The 25,530-nt window shown below is 37.3% G+C and carries 20 protein-coding genes and 1 other annotated feature; of the genes, 18 read left to right on the forward strand and 2 right to left on the reverse strand.

Annotation, left to right across the window (positions count from 1 at the left end):
* The first annotated feature begins 66 nt into the window (after positions 1–66).
* The 17 genes from KGI01_RS07610 (at position 67) to KGI01_RS07690 (ending at position 22,315) form a co-directional block, all read left to right on the forward strand.
* The gene (locus KGI01_RS07610; protein WP_255314760.1) at positions 67–1,485 is read left to right on the forward strand and encodes a SulP family inorganic anion transporter; all 1,419 of its coding nucleotides are present in this window, start codon (positions 67–69) and stop codon (positions 1,483–1,485) included.
* Positions 1,486–1,550: 65 nt separating this feature from the next.
* Entirely contained in the window at positions 1,551–2,591 is a 1,041-nt protein-coding gene (locus tag KGI01_RS07615; RefSeq protein WP_170214756.1) for an AbrB family transcriptional regulator, read from the forward strand.
* A gap of 692 nt (positions 2,592–3,283) precedes the next feature.
* Positions 3,284–3,709, forward strand: coding sequence for a DUF1641 domain-containing protein (locus KGI01_RS07620; protein ID WP_141274202.1), 426 nt, complete (start codon positions 3,284–3,286; stop codon positions 3,707–3,709).
* 37 nt (positions 3,710–3,746) lie between these two features.
* Positions 3,747–4,940 (forward strand): NAD(P)/FAD-dependent oxidoreductase, encoded by a 1,194-nt coding sequence (locus KGI01_RS07625; protein WP_141274203.1) that lies wholly within the window; start codon positions 3,747–3,749, stop codon positions 4,938–4,940.
* A gap of 387 nt (positions 4,941–5,327) precedes the next feature.
* On the forward strand, positions 5,328–6,326 hold the full coding sequence (locus KGI01_RS07630) for a tetratricopeptide repeat protein (protein ID WP_141274204.1): 999 nt from the start codon (positions 5,328–5,330) through the stop codon (positions 6,324–6,326).
* A gap of 105 nt (positions 6,327–6,431) precedes the next feature.
* Complete coding sequence (gene tig, locus KGI01_RS07635) at positions 6,432–7,718, forward strand: trigger factor (protein WP_068452206.1); 1,287 nt, start codon at positions 6,432–6,434, stop codon at positions 7,716–7,718.
* Positions 7,719–7,926: 208 nt separating this feature from the next.
* Entirely contained in the window at positions 7,927–9,195 is a 1,269-nt protein-coding gene (clpX, locus tag KGI01_RS07640; RefSeq protein WP_068452210.1) for an ATP-dependent protease ATP-binding subunit ClpX, read from the forward strand.
* Between the two features lie 108 nt (positions 9,196–9,303).
* On the forward strand, positions 9,304–11,631 hold the full coding sequence (gene lon, locus KGI01_RS07645; protein WP_141274205.1) for an endopeptidase La: 2,328 nt from the start codon (positions 9,304–9,306) through the stop codon (positions 11,629–11,631).
* A gap of 1 nt (position 11,632) precedes the next feature.
* Positions 11,633–12,214: a ribosome biogenesis GTP-binding protein YihA/YsxC gene (gene yihA / locus KGI01_RS07650; RefSeq protein ID WP_068452215.1), complete on the forward strand. Its 582-nt coding sequence runs from the start codon at positions 11,633–11,635 to the stop codon at positions 12,212–12,214.
* 62 nt (positions 12,215–12,276) lie between these two features.
* A complete protein-coding gene (locus KGI01_RS07655) occupies positions 12,277–12,882 on the forward strand; it encodes a precorrin-2 dehydrogenase/sirohydrochlorin ferrochelatase family protein (protein WP_141274206.1) in 606 nt (201 codons plus the stop codon).
* Between the two features lie 145 nt (positions 12,883–13,027).
* Complete coding sequence (gene hemA / locus KGI01_RS07660; protein ID WP_141274207.1) at positions 13,028–14,392, forward strand: glutamyl-tRNA reductase; 1,365 nt, start codon at positions 13,028–13,030, stop codon at positions 14,390–14,392.
* An 86-nt stretch (positions 14,393–14,478) separates the two neighbouring features.
* Positions 14,479–15,309: a cytochrome c biogenesis protein CcsA gene (gene ccsA, locus KGI01_RS07665; protein WP_141274208.1), complete on the forward strand. Its 831-nt coding sequence runs from the start codon at positions 14,479–14,481 to the stop codon at positions 15,307–15,309.
* An 18-nt stretch (positions 15,310–15,327) separates the two neighbouring features.
* Positions 15,328–16,260: a hydroxymethylbilane synthase gene (gene hemC / locus KGI01_RS07670; protein WP_087680357.1), complete on the forward strand. Its 933-nt coding sequence runs from the start codon at positions 15,328–15,330 to the stop codon at positions 16,258–16,260.
* Positions 16,250–17,008 (forward strand): uroporphyrinogen-III synthase, encoded by a 759-nt coding sequence (locus tag KGI01_RS07675; protein ID WP_141274209.1) that lies wholly within the window; start codon positions 16,250–16,252, stop codon positions 17,006–17,008. Before hemC ends, KGI01_RS07675 begins: the two co-directional genes overlap by 11 nt.
* Before the next feature lies 1 nt (position 17,009).
* Positions 17,010–17,993 (forward strand): porphobilinogen synthase, encoded by a 984-nt coding sequence (hemB, locus tag KGI01_RS07680; protein WP_141274210.1) that lies wholly within the window; start codon positions 17,010–17,012, stop codon positions 17,991–17,993.
* Between the two features lie 2 nt (positions 17,994–17,995).
* Positions 17,996–19,288 carry a glutamate-1-semialdehyde 2,1-aminomutase gene (gene hemL, locus KGI01_RS07685; RefSeq protein ID WP_141274211.1) on the forward strand — a complete coding sequence of 431 codons (1,293 nt, stop codon included), beginning with the start codon at positions 17,996–17,998 and terminating at the stop codon, positions 19,286–19,288.
* Between the two features lie 99 nt (positions 19,289–19,387).
* Positions 19,388–19,601 (forward strand) — a binding site (T-box leader).
* Positions 19,602–19,666: 65 nt separating this feature from the next.
* Positions 19,667–22,315, forward strand: a complete 2,649-nt coding sequence (locus KGI01_RS07690) for a valine--tRNA ligase (protein WP_141274212.1) — start codon at positions 19,667–19,669, stop codon at positions 22,313–22,315.
* A 140-nt stretch (positions 22,316–22,455) separates the two neighbouring features.
* Here the strand turns inward: KGI01_RS07690 and KGI01_RS07695 are convergent, their stop codons facing one another.
* Positions 22,456–23,277 (reverse strand): ATP-grasp domain-containing protein, encoded by an 822-nt coding sequence (locus tag KGI01_RS07695; RefSeq protein WP_141274213.1) that lies wholly within the window; start codon positions 23,275–23,277, stop codon positions 22,456–22,458.
* 7 nt (positions 23,278–23,284) lie between these two features.
* Complete coding sequence (locus KGI01_RS07700; protein ID WP_141274214.1) at positions 23,285–24,151, reverse strand: ATP-grasp domain-containing protein; 867 nt, start codon at positions 24,149–24,151, stop codon at positions 23,285–23,287.
* A gap of 95 nt (positions 24,152–24,246) precedes the next feature.
* Between KGI01_RS07700 and KGI01_RS07705 the strand changes: the two genes are divergently transcribed.
* The gene (locus KGI01_RS07705) at positions 24,247–25,491 is read left to right on the forward strand and encodes a bifunctional folylpolyglutamate synthase/dihydrofolate synthase (protein ID WP_141274215.1); all 1,245 of its coding nucleotides are present in this window, start codon (positions 24,247–24,249) and stop codon (positions 25,489–25,491) included.
* The last annotated feature ends 39 nt before the right edge of the window (positions 25,492–25,530 follow it).

Genomic DNA, 25,530 nt, shown 5'->3' on the forward strand with positions numbered 1-25,530 from the left:
AACTATTTTTGTTACGATTACTTCTATTGTACGCTATTTTTATTCTATATGAGAAAGGTGATTTTTTTGCAAGTTATAAAAGAACAATGGTTTTCATCTATTCGTGCTGATGTTTTAGCAGGGATTGTAGTAGGTTTAGCGCTAATTCCAGAAGCTCTAGCCTTTTCGTTCATTGTCGGTGTCGATCCGAAAGTCGCACTCTACGCTTCATTTACAATGGCTGTCATGACGGCTTTTGTCGGAGGAAGACCCGCAATGATTTCTGCAGCGACTGGAGCAATGGCGCTCATACTCGTCACGCTAATGGCGAATCACGGGTTACAATATGTACTTGCTGCAACCATTTTAACGGGTATTATACAGTTTTTTATGGGTGTTTTTGGAGTTGCAAGACTAATGCGCTTCATACCTAATTCAGTCATGTTAGGATTCGTTAATGCACTGGGCATTATGATTTTCTTAGCGCAATTACCATATTTAAAGAATGGTTCAGTTGCAACTTATGCTTTTGCGATCGTTACATTGATTCTAGTTTATGTGATACCAAGATTTATTCGAATAATTCCAGCACCACTCATTGCGATTATTATCATGACATCGCTCGCGATATTTGGGAACTTTTCATTATTAACAATTGGTGATTTAGGCACAATGCCAACAACACTACCGACTTTCTTCTTACCAGATATCCCTTTGAATTTTGAAACACTTCAAATTATTTTACCGTATGCTTTAGCACTGGCAGTTGTTGGATTACTTGAATCTTTACTTACTGCACAAGTTTTAGACGGTTATACAAAAACTACGTCAAATAAAAATAAAGAATCACGCGGTCAAGGAATCGCAAATATTGTAAATGGCTTTTTCGGTGGTATGGCTGGTTGTGCTTTAATTGGTCAATCTATTATTAATGTGAAATCTGGTGGTCGAGGTCGTCTTTCAACTTTAACAGCAGGTATCTTTCTGTTATTTCTAATTTTGGTTCTCGGTGATGTCGTCTCTAAAATTCCAATGCCTGTTTTAGTAGGTGTCATGATTATGGTGAGTTTTACAACATTCGATTTTAAAACGATTCGCTTCATACGAAAAGCACCGAAGTCAGAGAGCTTTATTATGATTACAACCGTGATTGTGATTTTGGTAACGCATAATTTAGCGATTGGCGTAGGTGTGGGCGTGTTGATGAGCGCTATTTGTTTTATGGCAAAAAGTGCAACACCAACTTTTTTACTTTCAGACGAAACATGTACAATTAAAGGTCCACTCTTTTTTGCCTCAGCTGAAAAGTTAGCACCTACTTTAGAGAACTTTAAGGGAAAGAAGCTAGAATTTGATTTTTCAGATAGTCGCATTTGGGATGAAACAGCTGTAACGAAAGTTCTTGAAATCAAGAATCAATTGGAACAAGAAGGAGTACACGTAACATTTACTGGTCTCGATCTACAAAGCCAGCAATTACTCGAGCGACTTACACCGATTAAATAAACATCAACTATTTTCAGTCACGAAAGAATGTGATAACGTAAAAGTTGAAAAGAGGCGACGAGATTTTGAAACTTCAAAGAATTTTACTTACAGCAATTGTCGGCATATGTGGAGGATTACTATTTTCACAACTTCATATACCTGTACCATGGCTACTCGGACCATTACTCTTTGTTTTGATAGGTAATAGTTTACGTTCAGAATGGTTTTATTGGCCTAAATCATATAAAAGTATTGGAATGGTGTTAATTGGTTATACAATCGGTCAGGCACTTACAGGAGAGGCTGTACGAGAGATTGGCAGGCAATTACCATATATGTTTGGTATGACGACTTTACTTATTTTACTTAGTGCAGGCATTGCATGGGTTGTATCAAAGAAGTCAGCAGTGAACTATCCTACAGCACTCCTAAGTAGTATTCCAGGCGGTATGACGCAAATTATTATGATGGCTGAGGAAATGAAAAGTGTGAATTTAACTGTTGTCACCGTGACACAAACGATTCGTTTATTATTTATTGTCATTGGAATGCCACTCTTGTTGACAACATTTCATTTAACAACAGTCCCTACACAAACAGAGCATGTATCGGAATGGATGTCATTTGAAACAGTGCTAATTCTACTTATTTGTATATTATTAGCCTTTATAGGTAAAAAATATAAATTTCCGACCGCTTTTTTACTTGTACCAGCGCTCGTTACCGCTATTTTACAAAATATAGGTGTTGTAGGTGTGGAATTAGTGAATCCGATTTTGTCATTTGCACAATTCATGATTGGGATTAATATCGGTATGATGATGAAGCCGAGAGAGTTAGAGCAAAAAGGACGGACGATTGTGCTCGCTGTAACAAGTGCAACTGCATTATTTATTGTAGCGATGCTATTAGGTATTATTTTTGCACAAGTAAATCATTTAGATTACGCGACAGCACTTTTAAGTTTAGCGCCAGGTGGTATGGATCAAATGGGGGCAATTGCGCATGCGATTCATGCAAATTTATCAATTGTTGCGGGATATCAAGTATTTCGTGCTTTTTATATTTTATTCGTTATTCAACCGATTATTGCCTATTTTTTACCCAAACAAATTATTAAATAAATAAAGTAAGAAAACTTTCATCTATGTATGGAAGTTTTTTTATAGTGTTTAAACACATTTCAACATTTCAGAATGTTGAGAATACAAGGTTTGTATCATTTTTTTAATGAAAAAAGCAAGTGACATTTTTGTGTGAGCTTTATAACATATATACATGTTTTTTTAGGGGAAAGAGTGAGAAAATCATTTAGAATGTCTAAGATTCTTTAATGTTAAAATATTTTTTAGGAATAAACAGTGGCTTGAAAACGCATGGTTGTGAGGGTTTGTGAAACTTTGAATAAAGTCATAGAATAGTTGAGCGAAAAAAAGCTTCCAGTTCTATTGGAATTCCTGAAATTGAGGTGTATAATGCAACATGGAAGCTATAAATGAAGTGAACACACTATAAAATTTAAGTTCGAAATTCTCTTTCTTTTATATGAATTTTTCTCATTTTTCAATAAAAATACGTCATATATTTTTATGATAAATCGAAAAAGGGTATTAAAGAAATATGACAGTATAGTTCTTTAGTTTATAGGTGTTTAAAAGCAATAAATATGTCTAGAAAACAGATGTTGCAGTTGCTACCATTACATGGCATCATGTAATAGTAAGATGAGAATTGTATGAATAATATGACTCTTATGTAAGTAAAATGTTCGGGAATTCCCGACAGAAGAAATAGCTATTGTAAAGGAGAATTGGATATGTCAGAACAGACTACTCAATCAGTACAACCGGCAGCAAGCCAACAACAATTAGACGTTTTAGATCAATTATTAAAACCTGAAGTACAAGAATCACTAACTCAACTAGTGGACCAATTACCAAAGTTAACAGAAATGGTAACAACTTTAACAAAAGCATATGACGTAGCACAAACTTTAGCTACTGATGATGTATTCCGTAGCGATGCTGTTGGTGCTGTAACAGAAATGGCTCAACCAGTCGTGAACTCTGCTAAATCACTTGCTGCTACTGCAATTGAAGCAAAAGATCGTGCTGCTGAAAGCAACGAAACAATCGGTTTATTCGGTATTTTAAAACTGTTAAAAGACCCACAAGTACAAGGTGTCTTCCGTTTTGCAAACGCATTCTTAGAAGTTTCAAAAGAAAACAAAGCTTCAAAATAATTTTTAAAACACTTAGTAACATGGAGGTTTAACTATAATGTCAAAAAAAATCGTCATTCTAGGTGCAGGTTATGGCGGCGTATTATCTGCATTAACGTTACGTCAATTTGCAACTAAAGAAGAAGTAGAAATCACAGTTGTGAACCAATTCCCAACTCACCAAATCATCACTGAATTACACCGTTTAGCTGGTGGTACTATTAAAGAGAAAGCGGTAGCATTCCCACTTTCTAAACTTTTCAAAGGAAAAGACATCAACATTAAAATCGCAAAAGCGGATGCATTCTCAGCTGACGACAAAACAGTTAAATTATCAACTGGCGAAACTTTAACTTATGATGTATTAGTAGTAGCTGTAGGTTCTAAAACAGGTTTCTTCGGTATCCCAGGACTAGAAGAAAACTCAATGGTTCTTAAATCAGTTGAAGATGCAAACAAAATTCGCGAGCACATCATTGGTCGTATTAAAGAATACGCAAAAACTCGCAACGAAGCAGATGCTACAATCGTAATCGGCGGCGGTGGTTTAACAGGCGTTGAGCTTGTTGGTGAAATCGTTGACCACATGACGAAAGAAGCAATTAAATACGCCGTACAACCAGCAGATTTAAAAATCAAGCTAGTTGAAGCAGGTCCAAAAATCTTACCTGTATTACCAGACGAGTTAATCGAGCGCGCAACAAAATCGCTTGAAAATCGTGGTGTAGAGTTCTTAACAGGCCTTCCTGTAACAGGTGTTGAAGGTAATGTGATCTCTCTTAAAGACGGTCAAACAATTACTGCAAACACACTTGTTTGGACTGGTGGTGTAGCTCAGTACCCAATCGTAGAAGAATCAGGTCTTGTATGTAACCGTGGTAAAGCAGTAGTAAACGACTTCCTACAATCAGAATCACATAAAGATGTATTCGTAGTGGGTGACGCTGCAGCTGCATACCCTCCAGGTGCAAACAAAGAAACAGATCGTCCATACCCCCCAACAGCTCAAAACGCTTGGCAAATGGGCGAATTAGTTGGATACAATGTATTCGCATACTTAAAAGGCAGTGAAATGAATACCTTCGCTCCAGTTAACTCTGGTACATTAGCATCTTTAGGTCGTAAAGATGCTGTAGCAACTGTTGGTAGAAGCAACACGGAATTACGTGGCTTACCAGCAACATTGATGAAAGAAGCTTCAAACATTCGTTACTTATCACACATCAAAGCATTATACGGTATCGTATACTAAGCCGAAATGTATAAAACGACTTCATGAGAATGTTCTCATGAAGTCGTTTTTTGTTGTTTCAATACATTTGTTGAGACAAAATAAAAATGCTTTAGAGGACGTTGCTTCTCCTAAAGCATGGGCGGGGACTCAACTATTACATTTGAGTAAAGTTTTGGGGAATCGATTCTATTTATATAGAGGGTCTATGTAAGCTCACTCAGAAGGGGAATGCCGAGTGAGCCATTGGGGTTGAACACAATCTCATTTCACCAATAAAGAAATTTCTAATAATAAAATACCCCGATGAAAGCGTTGTAAACCTACCAACACGAATTGTTTCATGATTTTGCGTGTTCAGTAAAAGCACATATGATAAACTATGGGAGAATGAGGAGAGTGACGAAGTTGAAAAGAAAACAGAAGATATATCAGAACGAAAAAATCGTCATGTTTCCTGGAACGGTGGAACGACTTCTTCAACAAGGTCACGCTTATGCTGAGAAGTTTGAATATCATGAAGCTATTCAATGTTTTCAAGATATTCTTCAATATGAGGAAATGGATGAACATACGCTTCATGTGTACGCCTACTGTTTACACGAAACAAGACAATTTGAACAGGCTAGAGAAGTAGTGGAGTCTCTATTAGCACAAGGTCCGAGTCAATATATTGAAACGATGGAGCTGTACTTATCAATTTGTATGGAGCTACGCGATTTTCAGCATGTACAACAAATTGTTCGTTCTTTATTGGAAGAAAATATTGTGCCAAACTCTTCAATCGAACGTTTCACAAGTATTTATAATTTGAGTGAAAAGTTATTAAAGTTATCGCATTCAGAACAAAGTATAGAGGAAGAAGCAGCAGAGGTCGTGTTATCATTAGAGGTTTTTTTATACTTACCAGTATACGAACAGCTGCATCGTCTTCAATCTTTATCAGAAATGAACGTTCGACCTTTAATAGATGAAATTCGCACAATCATTGAAACGGAAGAAGTACATCCGATTGTTCGCAGTGTGGCACTTTGCTTATTAGTAGAGCAAGAGGTGAATGGTGACTTAACAATTCGTAAGTTTGAGCAAACACTTACAGTTAATCTAATGACATTACCTACTCCAGATGAGCTGCCTGTCACACAATCTGTAAAAAAAATCGTAAATGAACGGCTAGAGAAGGAAAGTAGCACATTAGAAATGGTACAATATGTTTTGACACGTCACATTTTAGTTACTTATCCTTTTGAATGGTTTGGGGCTTCTGCTGAAAAGGTATCAGAGGGATATATTCATTATGTTCATTCTTTATTAGGACAAGAAATATCCGATGAAAGTGAAACAGATAACAAGGTGATGGAACTCATCCAACAACTTGAAAAATTTTCAGATATACCAGAAGTATGAAATCTGTTGAAACTATGTAGAACTATGATATACTAAAACAGTTGTCAAAGTCGTAATAACGAACGCTTTTAAAGCACTTTGAATTTATTTTTGGAGGTTATATTCATGTCAGTTAAATTTGAAAAACAAGAAGGAAACAACGGTTTATTAACAGTTGAGCTTCCTGCTGAAACAGTAAATGCTGCATTAGATCAAGCATTTAAAAAAGTAGTAAAACAAATCAACGTACCAGGTTTCCGTAAAGGTAAAATGCCTCGTGCAATGTTCGAGAAAAAATTCGGTGTTGAATCTTTATACCAAGATGCACTTGAAATTTTAATCAACGAAAACTACCCAACAGCTCTAATCGAAGCAGGTGTTGAGCCAGTAGATCAACCAGAAATCGATTTCGAAAAAATCGAGAAAAACGAACCATTCACATTCACAGCTAAATTAGTATTACGTCCAGAAGTTGAACTTGGCGAATACAAAGGCTTAGAAGTGAAAAAAGGTTCTACTGAAGTAACAGAAGAAGAAATCAATGCAATCATCGAAGGTCACCAAGCACGTCTTGCTGAACTTGTAGTTAAAGAAGATGCTGCAATTGAAAACGGCGATACTGCTGTAATCGATTTCGAAGGTTTCCACGAAGGTGAAGCATTCGAAGGCGGAAAAGGCGAAAACTACGCACTTGAAATCGGTTCTGGTTCATTCATCCCAGGATTTGAAGAGCAATTAGTAGGCGTAAAAGCTGGCGAATCTAAAGATATCGAAATTACATTCCCAGAAGAATACCATGCAGCTGAATTAGCTGGTAAACCAGCTACATTCAAAGTGACAGTTCACGAAGTAAAAGCAAAAGAACTTCCAGAGCTTAACGATGAATTAGCAACTGAAATCGATGCTGAAGTAAAAACTTTAGATGAATTACGTACAAAGTTAACTGAACAAGCGAAAGCTGAAAAAGAAATGTCAGTTGAAACGGCATTACGTGACGAATTAGTTGAAAAAGCAGCTGAAAATGCTAAAATCGACATTCCAAACGGTATGATTCAAACAGAAATCAACCGTATGTTACAAGAATTCGAACAACGTTTACAAACACAAGGTATGAACCTTGATCTTTACTACCAATTCTCTGGTCAAGACGAAGCAGCATTACGCGAGCAAATGAAGTCTGACGCTGAAAACCGCGTACGCGTTTCATTAGTACTTGAAGCAATCGCAGCAGCTGAAGCTCTTGAAGTAACAGAAGAAGCTCTTGAAGCAGAATTAGAAAAAATGTCAGCACAATTCAACATGGACGCTGAACAAATCAAAGCTGCTTTAGGTGGTACGAGCATCTTAGAACACGACATTAAAATCCAAAATACAGTTGAGTTCTTAGTTGACCAAGCTAAAATTTCTGAGTAAGATTTAACAAGTTCGTAAGTCGAATTTGCTTAAATACGATGCACGAATGGAGCAAGGTATGGACTTCCCATACCTTGTTTTTATCATAGTTAAAAAATAACCTGTACATAACACAGAAAAAAAGAGTTAATAATAGACAAGCAAGACGTAATGTTTGATAATATTAATAGAATCTTGTAATATTGTTGCTTGAATAGGGGTGAAATAATTGTTCAAATTTAATGATGAAAACGGTAATTTAAAATGTTCATTCTGTGGGAAACCACAAGAGCAAGTACGTAAACTTGTAGCTGGTCCTGGTGTCTACATCTGTGACGAATGTATTGATTTATGTTCAGAAATCGTTGTAGAAGAGTTAGGAACAGAAGAAGAAATTGAACTGAAAGACATTCCAACACCGAAAGAAATTTTAGGTACTTTGGATAGTTATGTAATTGGACAAGAGCGTGCTAAAAAAGCCCTATCTGTTGCGGTATATAATCACTACAAACGCGTCAACTCAAAAAGTAAAGTGGACGACGTAGAATTATCTAAATCAAACATTGTTTTAATCGGACCTACTGGTAGTGGTAAAACATTACTAGCTCAAACACTTGCACGTATTATTGATGTGCCATTTGCCATTGCAGATGCGACTTCATTAACAGAAGCAGGTTATGTTGGGGAAGATGTTGAAAATATTCTTTTAAAGTTAATTCAAGCTGCGGATTATGATATCGAAAAAGCAGAGCGTGGCATTATCTATATCGATGAAATCGATAAAGTCGCACGTAAATCTGAAAATCCATCAATCACACGTGATGTATCGGGTGAAGGTGTTCAACAAGCCTTACTAAAAATTCTAGAAGGTACGGTTGCAAGCGTTCCGCCACAAGGTGGTCGTAAACATCCACACCAAGAATTTTTACAAATTGATACGACGAATATCTTATTCATCGTAGGTGGAGCTTTCGATGGAATCGAGTCAATTATTAAACGTCGTATGGGTCAAAAAGTAATCGGCTTCGGTACTGCAGATAAACAAGAAACAGATGATAAAAACTTAATGAAACATCTGATTCCTGAAGACTTATTAAAATTTGGTTTAATTCCAGAATTTATCGGTCGTTTACCAGTATTGGCAAGTTTAGAGCAATTAGACGAAGATGCACTTGTACAGATTTTAACAGAACCTAAAAACGCATTAACAAAACAATATGAAAAAATGATTGAATTGGATAATGTACAATTAGAGTTCGAAAAAGATGCATTATACGAAATTGCAAAACTTGCGATTGAACGTAAAACAGGTGCTCGTGGATTACGTTCGATTATTGAGAATGTAATGCTTGATGTGATGTTTGAATTACCATCTCGTGATGACATTGCGAAATGTATAATTACGAAAGAAACACTTACTGAAAAGGCTCATCCAAAACTTTTATTAGAAGATGGCACTGAAGTGAAAGATTCAGATAACGAAAAAACATCAGCCTAATTTAAAAGGATTTTAGCTGACTTCGATGGAGTGCTTATATTGCACTGTTTTGAAGTCAGTTTTTTTAATGAATAAAGTGTTAAAGTTTATGTGGAGGTGCAAGTTTGCATGACAACAAAATTAAGAACGTATCGAATTCCATTGCTGCCTCTAAGAGGTCTAGTAATCTATCCTAAAACGCTGTTACATATTGATGTGGGTCGTGAAAAATCAACTGCAGCTGTAGAACAAGCACTAAATGATGACAGTATCCTATATGTTGTAACACAAAAAGAAATTGCAAAAGAATCACCAGACTCAGATGATTTTTATCGTATGGGTGCACTCGTGAAAATTAAGCAATTGATTAAGCTACCAAATGGCGCCTCACGTGTATTAGTAGAAGGTATTTGTCGTGCGCAAGCCATTGATTATATCGAAGAAGAAAAAATGACGGTAGTTGATGTAGAAGTATTTGAAGACGATCCGACATTAACTGTTGAATTAGAAGCATTGATGCGTACTTTATTAGATGCTTTTAAACGCTATGTGAAAGCTTCAAGCAAAATTTCCCCTGAAGTCATTGAAACATCAGAAGAAATTGAAGAGCCTGGTTTACTAGCTGATACCATTGCTAGTCATTTGCCATTGAAAATGGTTGCAAAACAAGAAATCTTACGTACAGTTGATGTTCAAAAAAGATTGGAAATTCTTGTTCAACGTATTTTTAATGAACAGGAAATTTTAAATGTGGAGAAAAAAATCCATACAAAAGTAAAACGTTCCGTTGAAAAATCTCAAAAAGATTTTTATTTACGTGAGCAAATGAAGGCGATTCAAGATGAATTGGGTGAAACAGAAGGTAAAATATCTGAGGTTGATGAATTAAAGAAAAAAATCATCGAAGCGAAAATGCCTGAACACGCTGAAAAAGCAGCACTAAAAGAGTTGAAGCGTTATGAACGTTTGCCAGCACAAGCAGCTGAAAGTGGTATTATTCGTAACTATTTAGATTGGTTGATTGATTTACCTTGGTCTAAAAAGACAAAAGATCGTAAAGATATTAAAAAAGCAAAAGATATTTTAGACCATGATCACGATGGCCTTGAAAAAGTAAAAGATCGTATTTTAGAATATTTAGCAGTGACACAATTAAAAGATTCATTACGTGGACCGATTCTTTGCTTAGCAGGACCTCCAGGGGTTGGTAAAACATCATTAGCTAAATCGATTGCGACTTCTTTAAATCGTGAATTTGTGCGTATTTCACTAGGTGGCGTACGTGATGAGTCGGAAATTCGAGGTCATCGTAGAACGTATATTGGTGCTATGCCAGGACGTATTATTCAAGGGATGAAAAAAGCAGGAACGATTAACCCTGTATTTTTACTAGATGAGATTGATAAAATGTCGAATGATTTCCGTGGAGATCCTTCATCAGCGATGTTGGAGGTGTTAGATCCAGAGCAAAATAACACATTTAGTGATCACTATATTGAAGAAACATACGATTTATCAAATGTTTTATTTATCGCGACAGCAAATGATTTAAGTAGTATTCCAGGACCGCTTTATGACCGTATGGAAGTCATTCAAATTGGCGGTTATACAGAACAAGAGAAAATTCAAATTGCGAAAAACCATTTAGCACCTAAACAAATTGAAGAAAATGGTTTGAAAAAATCACAAATTCAATTTAGAGAAGATGGTTTAACGGAAATCGTTCGTTACTATACGCGAGAAGCGGGTGTTCGAGGGTTAGAGCGTACACTTGCATCCGTATGTCGAAAAGCAGCGAAACAGATTGTCATGGAAGAAAAGAAACGAGTTGTTATTACAGCGAAAAATGTAGCGGACTACTTAGGTAAACGTAAAGTGTCGCATGGTCAAATGGAAGAAGAAAATCCAATTGGTGTAGCAACAGGTCTTGCTTACACAACAGTTGGTGGTGATACATTACAAATCGAAGTATCGATTACACCAGGTAAAGGAAAGCTGATCTTAACAGGTAAATTAGGTGATGTGATGAAAGAATCTGCACAAACTGCTTTATCTTTTGTCCGTTCTAAATTAGACTTATTAAAGGTAGAGCAATCTTACTTTGATGAGCATGATATTCATGTTCACGTACCAGAAGGCGCTGTACCAAAAGATGGTCCATCAGCAGGTGTGACAATGGTAACAGCTCTTGTATCAGCGATTACGGAGACACCAGTCCGTAAAGAAGTTGGTATGACGGGTGAAGTGACACTTCGCGGACGCGTTCTACCAATCGGTGGTTTAAAAGAGAAGTCGTTAAGTGCACACCGCGCTGGTTTAACAACGATTATCGTTCCAAAGAAAAACGAAGCGGATATTGAAGATATACCAGAGAGTGTACGAAAAGAGCTAACATTTAAGCTAGTGTCAAGCGCTGACGAGGTATTGAAAATAGCGTTAGACGGAGGGAAAGAATAACATGAAAGTCCATAATGTCGAGATGGTCATCAGTGCAGTTCGACCAAACCAGTACCCAGAGGACGGGTATCCAGAATTTGCACTTGCAGGTCGCTCAAATGTCGGTAAATCATCTTTTATTAACAAGATGATTGGTCGTAAAAGTTTAGCACGTATTTCATCAAAACCAGGTAAAACACAAACATTAAACTTTTATAAAATTGAAGAACAATTATTTTTCGTAGATGTTCCAGGCTATGGTTATGCGAAAGTATCAAAATCAGAGCGTGAAGCATGGGGGAAAATGATTGAAGAATATTTTACAAGTCGTGAAATATTAAAAGCAGTTGTGCAGATTGTTGATTTACGTCATGAACCAACAGACGATGATTGCATGATGTACGATTTCTTAAAGCATTACAACATTCCTTGCATTATCATTGCGACAAAAGCAGATAAAGTAAAAAAAGGAAAATGGGCACAACATAAAAAAGTGGTAAAAGAAACACTTGATATGGACCCATCTGACCCACTCATTCTTTTCTCATCTGAAACAGGTATGGGATTTGATGAAGCATGGGCAGAAATTGAAAAACGTATGTAAAGAATAAGCAGATGAAGTGATACCACTTGATCTGCTTTTTCACATCTAAAAAGGGGATTGCTATGGGACAAATACCAATTTATTTGAATAGTGAACAGATTCGCATTTTAATTGTAGGTGGTGGAAAGATTGCTTACCGAAAATGTCGTACATTGGTCGAAGCAGGAGGACAAGTTACGGTGATTGCGCAACAACTATTACCTGAATTTGAACATTATTTAACGGAACAACAAATACCATTACATAAAAGATTGTATGAATTAGGTGAGGCAGCACAATATGAGTTGGTGATAGCTGCAACGAATCAAACGACAGTGAACGAACAAATTCAACAAGATAGCCAAGCAATTATTTGTCGAGTAGATGACGCAAAAAAGGGGAATGGAGTACTACCGGCAGTTGTACAGCGTGGTGATTTTGTTTTAAGTATTGGAACAAACGGTGCAAGTCCAATTTTTTCTAGGAAAATCAAAAAGCAGTTGTCACAACAGTTTGATGCGCATTATGAAAGCTACATTGCTTTTTTACAGCATGTACGCATGCAGTATAAAGGACAAAAAGAAGTACTTGAAGAAGTGACGAATGAGATATATGTTCATATGACAGACGAAGAGAGAAACGAGACATTACAACAATTTGTAAACAACCTGTTTGAAGAACGTAACTGAATTTGTTAAAATGATTCTGGAAATATGCTGGATTGTATATAAATATGACAGTAATCGCAATTATATAAGACTTTGTAAATATAAAGTGACAGAGTATGGTATAATCATAGACGATAATTATAGAACGTGAGAGGTGTATGACGTCATGCATACAATTGTAGTAGGCTTGAACTACAAAACAGCTCCTGTCGAAGTTCGTGAAAAATTCTCAATAACAGAAGAAGCACTAGCTGAGGCAATGCGAGCATTACAAAATGAAAAAAGTATATTAGAGAATGTAATTGTTTCGACATGTAATCGTACAGAAGTGTATGCTGTCGTTGATCAACTACATACTGGTCGTCATTATATTAAACAATTTTTAGCGAATTGGTTTAATATGCCGGTTGCAGAATTCGAAAATCATCTTTACATTCGTGAAAATGATCAATCGATGCAACACTTATTCAAAGTGACTTCTGGAATTGATTCAATGGTTCTAGGAGAAACACAAATTCTTGGTCAAGTAAAGCATAGCTTCTTAGAGGCACAGCAAATAGGTACAACAGGGACATTGTTTAATCGTTTATTTAAACAAAGTGTAACATTTGCGAAAAAAGCACATGGCGAAACGGCGATTGGTGAAAATGCAGTATCTGTATCGTATGCGGCTGTTGAGCTTGCAAAGAAAATTTTCAATACACTGGACAAAACACATGTCGCAATTCTTGGTGCTGGTAAGATGGGCGAACTTGCTATGGAAAACTTATATGGTAGTGGTGTAGGAAAAGTCACTGTTGTCAATCGTACGATGGAAAAGGCAGAAACACTGGCTGATAAATTCCAAGGTACAGCGAAGTCGATGCAAGAATTACAATGTACATTACTTGAGGCAGATATTTTGATTACATCAACTGGTGCAAAAGATTATGTCATTGATTATGATTTAATGCGTTATGTGGAGAAGATGCGTAAAGGGAAGCCTCTATTCATGGTAGATATCGCAGTACCACGTGATATCGATCCGAAAATTAGTGAACTTCAAAGTGTTTTCTTATATGATATTGATGATTTACAAGGAATTGTCGAAGCGAACCTAGCAGAACGTGAACGTGCTGCTAATGAAATTACACAGATGATTGATACAGAAATCCATGAATTCAAAGATTGGATGGGAACACTTGGCGTTGTTCCAGTTATTTCAGCATTGCGTCAAAAAGCAGCGACAATTCAAGCTGAAACAATGCAAAGTATTGAAAATAAAATGCCGAATTTAACAGAACGTGAACGAAAAATTTTAAGTAAGCATACCAAATCAATCGTCAACCAATTATTAAAAGAACCAATTCTACAAGCAAAAGAATTGGCAGGTTCTCCAAATGCAGCGAAGCAATTGGAACTGTTCCAACGTATTTTTGGGATTGAAGAAGATACACAGGCTCAAATTGAGCAGCAACAACTACAAGCAGAAGAGCGCTATCAAAAACGAGTAGCAGAAGAAGTCGTTGCAGAACCTAAATTTACTTTTTAAGAGCTGATTTAAGAACGTTTTCGTATCTATGTGTTAAAATATAGATGCGAGAGCGTTTTTTTCATGATATATAAGGAGCGTCGTATATGACCGATTTAGCAATGACCCGATTGCACGAAGCAATCGTTGTGCTATACGCAATCGGGATAATTTTTTACTTTGTAGATTATTTAAAAAAAGATGCAAAGTCACGTCGAATCGCTTTTTGGTTTGTTTCGGTTGTTTGGATTTTACAATCAGTTTTTTTAATTGTATATATTATTCAAACGCATCGATTCCCGATTCTGACACTATTTGAAGGGATTTATTTTTATAGTTGGTTATTAGTATCCATCTCGATTTTACTGCATTGTGTTTATCGAGCCGATTTACCTGTATTCTTTATTAATATTCTCGGGTTTATCTTTATGGTTATTCATACATTTGCACCAAACCAAGTGGCGCAATCACCTGTAGGTGAGAATTTAGTTTCTGAGTTATTATTTATTCATGTGATGTTTGCGATTTTGTCTTATGTTGCTTTTTCATTATCTTTTGTTTTTTCGACATTGTACGTTATTTTATACAATGTATTAAAAAAGAAAAAATGGACGAAGCAGTGGACGAGGCTACCATCGCTTGGACAAGCAGAAAGTAGTTCAAATTGGGCAATGGTAATTGGGATTCCCATTCTTTTTATCAGTCTGATTTTAGGGTTTATGTGGGCTTATATCACCGTCGATAATTTAAATGTATTTGATGTAAAAATCATCGGTTCATTCATTACATTGTTTGTCTATTGTACGATTGTTTTATTGAATCGTCGCGATCAACTACATTCAATTCGATTGGCATGGGTCAACATATGTGCTTTTTTATTGGTTATTATTAATTTCTTTTTAGGAAGTAGCTTATCAGGTTTCCATTTTTGGTATTAACAGAAGGGTAGGATTATTTTGCGTAAAATTATTGTTGGTTCAAGAAGAAGTAAGTTAGCCTTAACTCAAACAAATTGGTTCATCGAAGAATTAAAGAAAACAGGTGCACCGTTTGAATTTGAGGTCAAAGAGATTGTGACAAAAGGCGATCGTATTTTAGATGTACAGTTATCAAAAGTTGGCGGAAAAGGTTTGTTTGTAAAAGAGATTGAACAAGCCTTATTCGACCAAGAGATTGATTTCGCTGTACATAGTATGAAAGATATGCCAGCGGTTCTACCAGAAGGTTTAGTAATTGGCTGTATTCCAAAACGTGAAGATGCGCGTGATGCCTTCATCTCAAAAAATCATGTAAAATTCATGGATTTACCAGCAGGTGCGGTTGTCGGTACATCAAGCTTACGTCGTAGTGCTCAATTATTAAAAGCACGCCCAGACTTAACGATTAAATGGATTCGTGGAAATGTAGACACACGTTTAGCTAAATTAGAAGCTGGCGAATATGATGCGATTATTTTAGCTGCTGCTGGGTTAAAACGACTTGGTTGGTCAGATGATGTTGTAACTGAATATTTATCAACTGATCTTTGTGTACCTGCTGTAGGACAAGGGTCATTAGGAATTGAATGTCGAGCAGATGATGCCGAATTGTTAGCGGCATTGGCAAAAATGACAGACCAGGCGACTTGGGAAACAGCACATGCAGAACGTGCTTTTTTAGCGGCGATGGATGGCGGGTGTCAAGTACCAATTGCTGGATATGCAACATATGAAGCAGGACAATTACATTTTGAAGGACTTGTTGCTGCACCAGATGCTTCTGTCTTCTACCATGAAAAAGCCACACACACAGATGCAAAAACAGTAGGAGAAGTAGTAGCAAAACAACTGACTGAGCAAGGTGCGTATGAATTGATTCAAAAAGTAAAAGCGGAGCAAAATGAGCAATAATCAACCGCTTCAACATGATACCATTGTGTTAACAGGCACCTCGATTACAGGTCAAGCTCAGTCACAAATCGAGGCGCTAGGTGGAGAAGCACTTCATTTACCTTTGATTGAAGTGGCCGATGTACAGTCAAATGATGATGGCTTATTTTTGCAGCGTAGTCAGCAAGTAGATTGGCTAATTTTCACAAGTCAAAATGCAGTACATGCATTCATTAGAAAAATGGAACAATATGAACAGGATGCAAGTTTATGGATAGAACAGCGAATTGCAGTTGTAGGTGAAAAAACAGCTGAAGCTTTAGAAATGGCAGGTTTTTCAATTCATTTTGTTCCGACAACGTATAGTGCAGATACAATGGTGAAAGAGTTTAATCGTTTTTTACAGCCTGAGACGACCTGTCTATTTATGCGAGGTTCGATGGCGAAAGACACGATTCCAAATGGTCTCAAATGTCGAGTAGAAACATGGACAATTTATGAAACACGTCCAACAAAAAAGTCAATTCCAGAATTGAAAGAGCAAATTCAACATAAAAATTGTACGGTTGTTTTTGCAAGTCCCTCGGCTGTGCGTGTGTATGCTGAGGAAATATTACCTCTACACGATTGGGACGAAATCCAAGTGGCAGCGATTGGTCATGTAACCGAGAAAGCATTAATCGCACTTGGCGCATGGGATATTATCCAGCCAAAAACATACACGATGCAACAGGTAATTGAAGAAATAGCAAGAAGAAAGGAATCTTAATATGACAAACTTACAATTTAAAAGACACAGACGTTTACGACAAAATGCAACGATGCGTGCAATGGTAAAAGAAACGTATCTACATAAAGAAGATTTCATCTACCCTATTTTTGTAATGGAAGGCGAGAATGTTAAGAACCCTGTCGTTTCTATGCCGGGAATTTATCAATTCTCATTAGATCGTTTACATGAGGAAATGGATGAGGTTGTTGCCCTAGGTATTCCTTCTGTTATTTTATTCGGTTTACCTGCAGAGAAAGATGCAGTTGGGTCAGAAGCTTATCATGATCATGGGATTATTCAAAAAGCGATTCGCTTTGTAAAAGAGAACTATCCAGAAGTCATGGTCATTGCAGATACATGTCTATGTGAATATACATCGCATGGTCACTGCGGTGTTGTGTCAGAAGATGAACGTATTTTAAATGATCCTTCACTTGATTTATTAGCACAAACAGCTATTTCACAAGCAAAAGCAGGTGCTGATATTATCGCACCTTCAAACATGATGGATGGTTTTGTTGCGGTGATTCGTAAAGGATTAGATGAAGCTGGATTTGAAGATACACCGATTATGTCCTATGCAGTAAAATATGCTTCTGCTTACTACGGACCTTTCCGTGAAGCAGCAGATGGTGCACCAAAGTTTGGTGATCGTAAAACGTATCAAATGGACCCATCAAATCGTTTAGAGGCGATGCGTGAAGCAGCTTCAGATGTTGAAGAAGGTGCTGACTTCTTAATCGTTAAACCAGCATTATCGTATTTAGATATTATACGTGATGTACGTAATAACCATGACATGCCAGTTGTTGCTTACAATGTATCAGGCGAATATGCAATGGTCAAAGCAGCAGCATTAAATGGTTGGATGGATGAAAAGCAAACCGTTTTAGAAACATTATTAAGTATGAAACGTGCAGGTGCAGATTTAATCATGACGTACCATGCAAAAGATGCGGCACGTTGGTTGGAGGAGAGATAGAGATGACACGTTCTTTTGAAGAGTCACGTAAAGTTTTTGCAGAAGCAGTAGATTTAATGCCTGGTGGCGTAAATAGTCCTGTTCGTGCGTTCAAAGCTGTTAAACAAGAGCCAATCGTTATGGAAAAAGGTCATGGAGCGATTATTACAGATGTCGATGGCAATGATTATATCGACTACGTTTTATCTTGGGGTCCACTCATTATCGGTCATACACATCCAGACGTAGTAGCAGCGATTCAACGAGTTGCTACTACGGGTACATCATTTGGTGCGTCAACACGTATTGAAAACGACTTAGCGAAAGAAGTGATTCATCGTGTACCTTCTGTTGAGATGATTCGTATGGTATCGTCTGGTACAGAGGCTACAATGTCTGCAATTCGTGCAGCACGTGGTTTCACAGGTCGCGATAAAATCTTGAAATTTGAAGGTTCATATCATGGACATGGTGATTCACTATTAATCAAAGCAGGTTCAGGTGTTGCGACACTTGGTTTACCAGATAGCCCTGGTGTTCCAATGTCTATTGCACAAAATACGTTAACAGTTCCTTATAATAATTTAGAGGCTGTTCAACAAGTGTTTGAAGCATTCGGTGAAGAGATTGCAGCGGTAATCGTTGAACCGGTTGCTGGGAATATGGGCTGTGTACCACCGCTTCCAGGCTTCTTAGAAGGTTTACGTGACTTGACGAAAAAAGCAGGTTCTCTATTAATCTTTGATGAAGTCATGACAGGTTTTCGCGTAGGCTACCATTCAGCACAAGGTTACTACGGTGTAACACCTGATTTAACATGTCTTGGTAAAGTAATTGGCGGAGGACTACCTGTAGGTGCTTTCGGTGGTCGTCGTGATATTATGGAACAAATCGCACCAGCTGGTCCAATTTATCAAGCAGGTACACTATCAGGTAACCCACTTGCGATGACAGCAGGACTTGAAACGATTCAACATTTAACAGAGGATTCATATAAACACTTTGAAAAATTAGGGGATCGTTTAGAAGCTGGTTTTAGAGAAGCAGCTGAAACATACAATATTCCACATACAGTGAATCGTGCAGGTTCAATGATTGGTTACTTCTTAACAAATGAAAAAGTAATCGACTTCGATACAGCGAAAACATCTGATTTAGAATTATTCGCTGAATATTACGGTTTAATGGCACAAGAAGGAATTTTCTTACCGCCATCACAATTCGAAGGTGTATTCGTATCAACAGCGCATACAGAACAACATATCGACCAAACAATTGCAGCTTTCCAAAAAGTATTTAAGCAATTACGTCGTTAATTTTAAGAGATACTTCGGCACAGTATATGTGTCGAAGTTTTTTTATGCACTGTATTGCTAAAAGCCATAAATTCATATACAATTAGCTTATTCAAATAAACAATTGCAATGATTGGGAGGAGTAAGCATTCTTACTTGTCGAGAGAGGAAACGGTTGGTGAAAGTTTCTCAAGTAGATGTCTGAAGGTAGCCCATGAGCAAATTTCGTGAACAGATTTTAGTAGCGAAATTCGGTTTAGAGACCGTTATCCAATGAAGTGCCAGTCAACTGTGCTGGAATAAAGGTGGTACCGCGAATTCTTTCGTCCTTTTTTGAGGATGTGAAGGATTTTTTTTATGCCTAAAATGGATGGTCAAGAAATGAAGGAGGACGAAAACATGTCAGAACAAGAAATTTCAATGCCAACGAAGTATGACCCACAAGCTGTTGAAACAGGTCGCTACGAGTGGTGGCTACAAAAAGATTGCTTTAAAGCACAACCAGAAAGTGGTAAAGAGCCTTATTCAATCGTAATCCCACCGCCAAACGTAACAGGTAAATTACACTTAGGTCACGCTTGGGATACAACACTACAAGATATCTTAATTCGTATGAAGCGTATGCAAGGTTATGATGCATTATGGTTACCGGGTATGGACCATGCAGGGATTGCAACACAAGCAAAAGTAGAAGCAAAATTACGCGAACAAGGCGTATCTCGTCACGATTTAGGTCGTGAAAAATTCCTAGAGAAAACATGGGAATGGAAAGAAGAATATGCTGAAACAATTCGTGCACAATGGGCGAAACTAGGTTTAGCATTAGATTACTCACGCGAACGTTTCACATTAGATGATGGTTTATCAGATGCGGTAAAAGAAGTATTCGTAAAATTATACGAAAAAGGCCTAATCTACCGCGGTGAACGTATTATCAACTGGGACCCAGCAGCACAAACAGCACTTTCAGATATCGAAGTAATTTATAAAGATGTACAAGGTGCATTCTACCATATGGAATACCCAATCAAAGATAGCGACGAAAAAGTAGAAATCGCTACAACACGTCCAGAAACAATGTTAGGTGACTCAGGGATTGCAGTAAACCCGAATGATGAACGTTACGCACACTTAATCGGTAAAACGGCAATTCTACCAATCGTAGGTCGTGAATTACCAATCGTTGCAGATGACTATGTAGACATGGAATTCGGTACAGGTGTTGTAAAAATGACACCAGCACATGACCCGAATGACTTTGAAGTAGGTAATCGTCATAACCTAGAGCGCATTATGGTGATGAATGGCGACGGTACGATGAATGATATGGCTGGCAAATATGCAGGTATGGACCGCTTTGAATGCCGTAAAGAAATCGTAAAAGATTTACAAGAACAAGGTGTATTAATTAAAATTGTCGATCACTTACACTCAGTAGGTCACTCAGAGCGTTCTGGTGCAGTAGTTGAACCATATTTATCAAAACAATGGTTTGTTAAGATGGGACCACTAGCAAAAGAGGCACTTGATTTACAAGCGAAAGAAGATGAAAAAGTAAACTTCGTGCCACAACGTTTTGAAAATACGTATACACGTTGGATGGAAAATATCCATGACTGGTGTATTTCACGTCAATTATGGTGGGGACATCAAATTCCAGCTTGGTATCATAACGAAACAGGTGAATTATATGTAGGTACAGAAGCGCCAGCTGATGAAGAAAACTGGACACGCGATGCAGACGTATTAGATACATGGTTCTCATCTGCATTATGGCCGTTTTCAACAATGGGTTGGCCAGACGTTGAATCAGAAGATTTCAAACGCTACTTCCCAACAGGTGCACTTGTAACAGGTTATGACATCATCTTCTTCTGGGTATCTCGTATGATTTTCCAATCACTTGAATTCACAGGCGAGCGTCCATTCAAAGACGTATTAATTCATGGTTTAGTACGTGACGGTGAAGGTCGCAAAATGTCGAAATCACTTGGTAACGGTGTTGATCCGATGGACGTCATCGCAGAATACGGTGCAGACTCATTACGCTTCTTCTTAGCAACAGGTTCATCACCAGGTCAAGATTTACGTTATACAACTGAAAAAGTAGAAGCGATTTGGAACTTCTCAAACAAAATTTGGAATGCTTCACGTTTTGCATTAATGAATATGGAAGGCATGACATATGATGAGATTGATTTAACAGGTGAAAAATCAGTTGCAGATAAGTGGATTTTAACACGCTTAAATGAAACAATCGAAAAAGTAACAGAGCTTGCTGAGAAGTATGAGTTTGGTGAAGTAGGTCGTTACTTAAATAACTTTATCTGGGATGATTTCTGTTCTTGGTATATCGAAATGGCGAAATTACCATTATACGGTGAAGATGAAGCAGCAAAGAAAACAACTCGTTCAGTACTTGCTTACGTATTAGATCAAACGATGCGTCTATTACACCCATTAATGCCATTCATCACAGAAGAAATTTGGCAACACTTACCACACGAAGGCGACACAATCGTCAATGCAGCATGGCCAACAGTACGCGAAGATCTTCATTTTGAAGAAGAAGCGAAAAACATGCAGCTATTAATGGATATTATCCATGCAGTTCGTAACATTCGTGCAGAAGTAAATACACCAATGAGCAAACAAGTACCAATGTTCATCTCAGCAAAATCAGATGTAGAATTAGCTGTACTTGAAGCGAATAAAGGATATATCGAAAAATTCTGTAACCCAGAAACATTAACAATTGGCTTAAACGTAGAACCAGAAGGTAAAACGATGTCAGCAGTTATTTCAGGAGCAGAGTTATTCTTACCACTAAAAGGTTTAATCAACTTAGAAGATGAGATTGCACGTCTTGAAAAAGAGTTAGATAAGTGGAATAAAGAAGTAAAACGTGTTCAAGGTAAATTGAACAACGAGAAATTTGTTTCAAGCGCACCTGAAGCAGTTGTTGCAGCAGAGCGTGAAAAAGAAGCAGACTATCTTGAAAAACAAGCAACTGTTCAAAAACGTATTGCAGAACTAAAAGAAATGTAATAAAAAATAACCTGGGACATATGTGTAAAAACACCGTCTCATATGAGCATAATAAAAACCAGAATCGCACTGTGGCGCGATTCTGGTTTTTTGTTGCGAACTCTAAAAAGAAAATGAAATATTTTATCTCAGTATCTTTTTTAATAAATTGTTGCGTTTACATAATGATTCACTAAATAATCCATGAGTAAATCAGGTAAATATTCATCGAATAAATCATAGAATGAACGAGCACCTACAGGGTCTTCAATTTCATTCAATAACCATGTACCATCTTCTAGTAGTAAGAAGTCCATACCGATATAATCGCTACGAATGGCTTTTTGCATCGCAAGTACATGGTCCATTTGAAGTGAATCAAGTTCATATTTTTCAATCGAACCACCTAATGTGACATTCGAACGAAAATCAGCACGACCTTGACGTTTAACCGCACCAATAATACGGTTACCGAGCACCCAAACGCGAACATCTGTCGCATTGGATTCAATATAAGGTTGAACCAGTGTTAAACGATTTTCAAACTGTTTTTGATAAGCATTTAACTCTTGTTCATCCTGACAAAGCATGACTTCTGAGCCACCATGTCCATCAATTGTTTTAAATACAAGTGGATACTCATAATCTGAAGCTTGTTGATAGAGTGGAACAGTTGGAATGCCAAGTGTTCGAGCAAATTGTAAAGTCATATATTTATTATTTGCGAGTGCGTTCACGTGACTGCTATTTACAACCGGAATATTTGCTTGTTCCAATGAAGTAACATAGTCACAGTTACGAGCACGATAAAATACAAAACAAGCATCTTGGCAATGTTCGACTAATTCTGGAACAGAGAAGTCATTTAACAGCACAAGTTGCAAGTCAATCATCTGTTTTTTTGCAGATACGACGAGCTGATCGATAAAGGCTATATTCACTTTTGCATCAGCTGCGTCATATACAAGATATGCGCGTTTCAAAATCTTCTCATCCTAACTTTTTTAAAATATACTGAACGAATGCATCGCCCACGTGAATACCTGTTACATTGTAAATGTTTCGAATATGTGAAGCTGCGTTGACTTCACATACAAGTGGCTGTTCTTGTTCATCAAACAGTAAGTCAACACCAGCGAAGTCAGCACCAATAGCTTTGGCTGCTGCGAGCGCTAATTGTTCCTGTTCTTTTGTTAATGTAATCGTTTCGGCTTTACCACCATTTGTAATATTCGCTCTGAAATCTGTTTCAGAGTGACGATACATCGCAGCGACGACTTCATTACCAATCGTATTGACACGAATATCACGTCCATAGCTTGATGCGATATATTGTTGGAAGATGAAGTCAACACCACGTAGTGTATCTACCTTTTCGAAAAAGTCCTCTTGTGTTTCAATTAAATACACTTTCATACCAAATGAACCATGTGCCTCCTTAATAATAAGGGGTAGTCCAAGTTCTTCTAATACACCTTCAAAATAACCACTTTCACGAATTGTGAATTTAGGGTAGACTTTCGGCGCGATAATCGTTTTTGGCATACGAATATTTGCTTTGGCTAATTGTATGTATTGCTTTGCTTTATTGTCACATGTTTCAATCACTTCAGGATCATTGAAAACGGGAATTCCTTGATTTTTTAAATACGTAGCGAGCAAAATATCCTTATCTAAAAAGATGACAAAGTCAGGTGCTTGTTCTAACTTTTTAGCGGAATGCATTTGAATTTCATAATTTTTATAAATAAACGGTTGAACGCCATGATTTTGACAGGCTTCAGCCATGAGTCTTGCTTGGTCTAAAAATTTATCCGATACAAGACTACCATTGTAAATAATCCAGCATGTCTTCATACGTTCAAACCTCCGAATAACAGTGTTATAATAAAAACAATCAATACAAATTTTAGCACGAATTACGTAGAAAATGAATAGGTAGGGAAAATTCCATGATTCCAATGTTTGAAGAATATCAAAATACATACAAAATTGAGAGTGCAAATGAGATTAAGCCTGGTCTTGAAGCGATTCAAGTAGCGATGGAGAAGTTAGGCAATCCACAACTTGCTATACCAACCATTCATGTCGCAGGTACAAATGGCAAAGGTTCTACAATTCGCATGATAGAACGAATCGCACAGGAACATGGTTTGACGACTGCAACATTTATGTCACCCTGTATCGAAAATGTCCACGATCAAATTCGGTTGAATGGACAATCGATTACACCAGAGCAGATGAATCGAGCGTTCGAAGAAGCAAAAAAAGCAGGGCTAAGTGGCTTATTGACAGAATTTGAATTATTAACAGCTATCGCTTTTATTGCCATTCGCCAAGCTAAACCAGACCTTGCGATGATCGAGAGTGGTATGGGTGGGCGTTTTGATAGTACGAATGTGGTTGAGCCCATTGTATCAGTCATTCCAAGTATTGCACTCGAGCATACGAATTTTTTAGGTGATACACTAGAAAAGATTGCATGGCATAAAGCTGGGATTATTAAAAAGAATGGCTATGCTGTAATAGGTGAAATACCTGAAGCTGCACAAAAAGTAATCGAAGAAGAAGCGCATATGCAACAAGCAACGATTAAAATAAATGGCAAAGATTTTAAAGTGTTAGATGATACGTGGTCGAATGAAGTAATCTGTATGTCAGGATTACATCCAAGCTTAAAAGGCGAACACCAAAAAGGGAATATGGCACTCGCGATTCAAGCATTTATAGAGGTGGCGAAAGTACTGCATATTGAATTAGTAGAAGATAGAGTTCAACAAGCTGTAGCAACTACTAATCTTGAAGGGCGTTTTGAACAACTCGCTCCACAAGTTTGGTTAGATGGAGCGCATAATCCAGCAAGTGCAAGGAGCTTGCGAAAAACCATTCAACAAGTATTGAAAGGCGAAAAAGTGACAATGGTTGTTGGGATTTTAAAAGACAAGGATGTAGAAGCGGTACTACGTGAGCTTGAACAAGTGTCAAATGATTTTATTTTTGTAGCAGTTGAGCGTGAACAAGAGAGATTAATGCCTCCAGAAGAATTAATGAAGTTGAGTCATGCAAAGCGCAAACGAATTGCACCATCTGTTTTACAAGCTGTTCAAGAGAAGCAAAAAGAAGGGCCTGTAGTCGTAACAGGTTCACTCTATCTTTTAGCGCAGTGGCGTCCGATTTTACAGCGAGTATTAGGATGAAGAATTTTATTCTAACTGAATATAAGAAAAGCCAACATC

Origin of the sequence: Kurthia gibsonii, from assembly GCF_006539985.1 — a bacterium.
GTDB lineage: Bacteria > Bacillota > Bacilli > Bacillales_A > Planococcaceae > Kurthia > Kurthia gibsonii.

Bases quoted from the DNA above. Each gene is read 5' to 3' on its own strand.
- KGI01_RS07675 (WP_141274209.1), top strand. From the start codon at position 16,250: ATGAGCAATAATCAACCGCTTCAACATGATACCATTGTGTTAACAGGC.
- hemL (WP_141274211.1), top strand. From the start codon at position 17,996: ATGACACGTTCTTTTGAAGAGTCACGTAAAGTTTTTGCAGAAGCAGTA.
- ccsA (WP_141274208.1), top strand. From the start codon at position 14,479: ATGACCGATTTAGCAATGACCCGATTGCACGAAGCAATCGTTGTGCTA.
- tig (WP_068452206.1), top strand. From the start codon at position 6,432: ATGTCAGTTAAATTTGAAAAACAAGAAGGAAACAACGGTTTATTAACA.
- KGI01_RS07625 (WP_141274203.1), top strand. From the start codon at position 3,747: ATGTCAAAAAAAATCGTCATTCTAGGTGCAGGTTATGGCGGCGTATTA.
- KGI01_RS07705 (WP_141274215.1), top strand. From the start codon at position 24,247: ATGATTCCAATGTTTGAAGAATATCAAAATACATACAAAATTGAGAGT.
- KGI01_RS07690 (WP_141274212.1), top strand. From the start codon at position 19,667: ATGTCAGAACAAGAAATTTCAATGCCAACGAAGTATGACCCACAAGCT.
- hemB (WP_141274210.1), top strand. From the start codon at position 17,010: ATGACAAACTTACAATTTAAAAGACACAGACGTTTACGACAAAATGCA.
- KGI01_RS07655 (WP_141274206.1), top strand. From the start codon at position 12,277: ATGGGACAAATACCAATTTATTTGAATAGTGAACAGATTCGCATTTTA.
- hemA (WP_141274207.1), top strand. From the start codon at position 13,028: ATGCATACAATTGTAGTAGGCTTGAACTACAAAACAGCTCCTGTCGAA.
- lon (WP_141274205.1), top strand. From the start codon at position 9,304: ATGACAACAAAATTAAGAACGTATCGAATTCCATTGCTGCCTCTAAGA.
- yihA (WP_068452215.1), top strand. From the start codon at position 11,633: ATGAAAGTCCATAATGTCGAGATGGTCATCAGTGCAGTTCGACCAAAC.
- KGI01_RS07620 (WP_141274202.1), top strand. From the start codon at position 3,284: ATGTCAGAACAGACTACTCAATCAGTACAACCGGCAGCAAGCCAACAA.
- KGI01_RS07700 (WP_141274214.1), bottom strand. From the start codon at position 24,151: ATGAAGACATGCTGGATTATTTACAATGGTAGTCTTGTATCGGATAAA.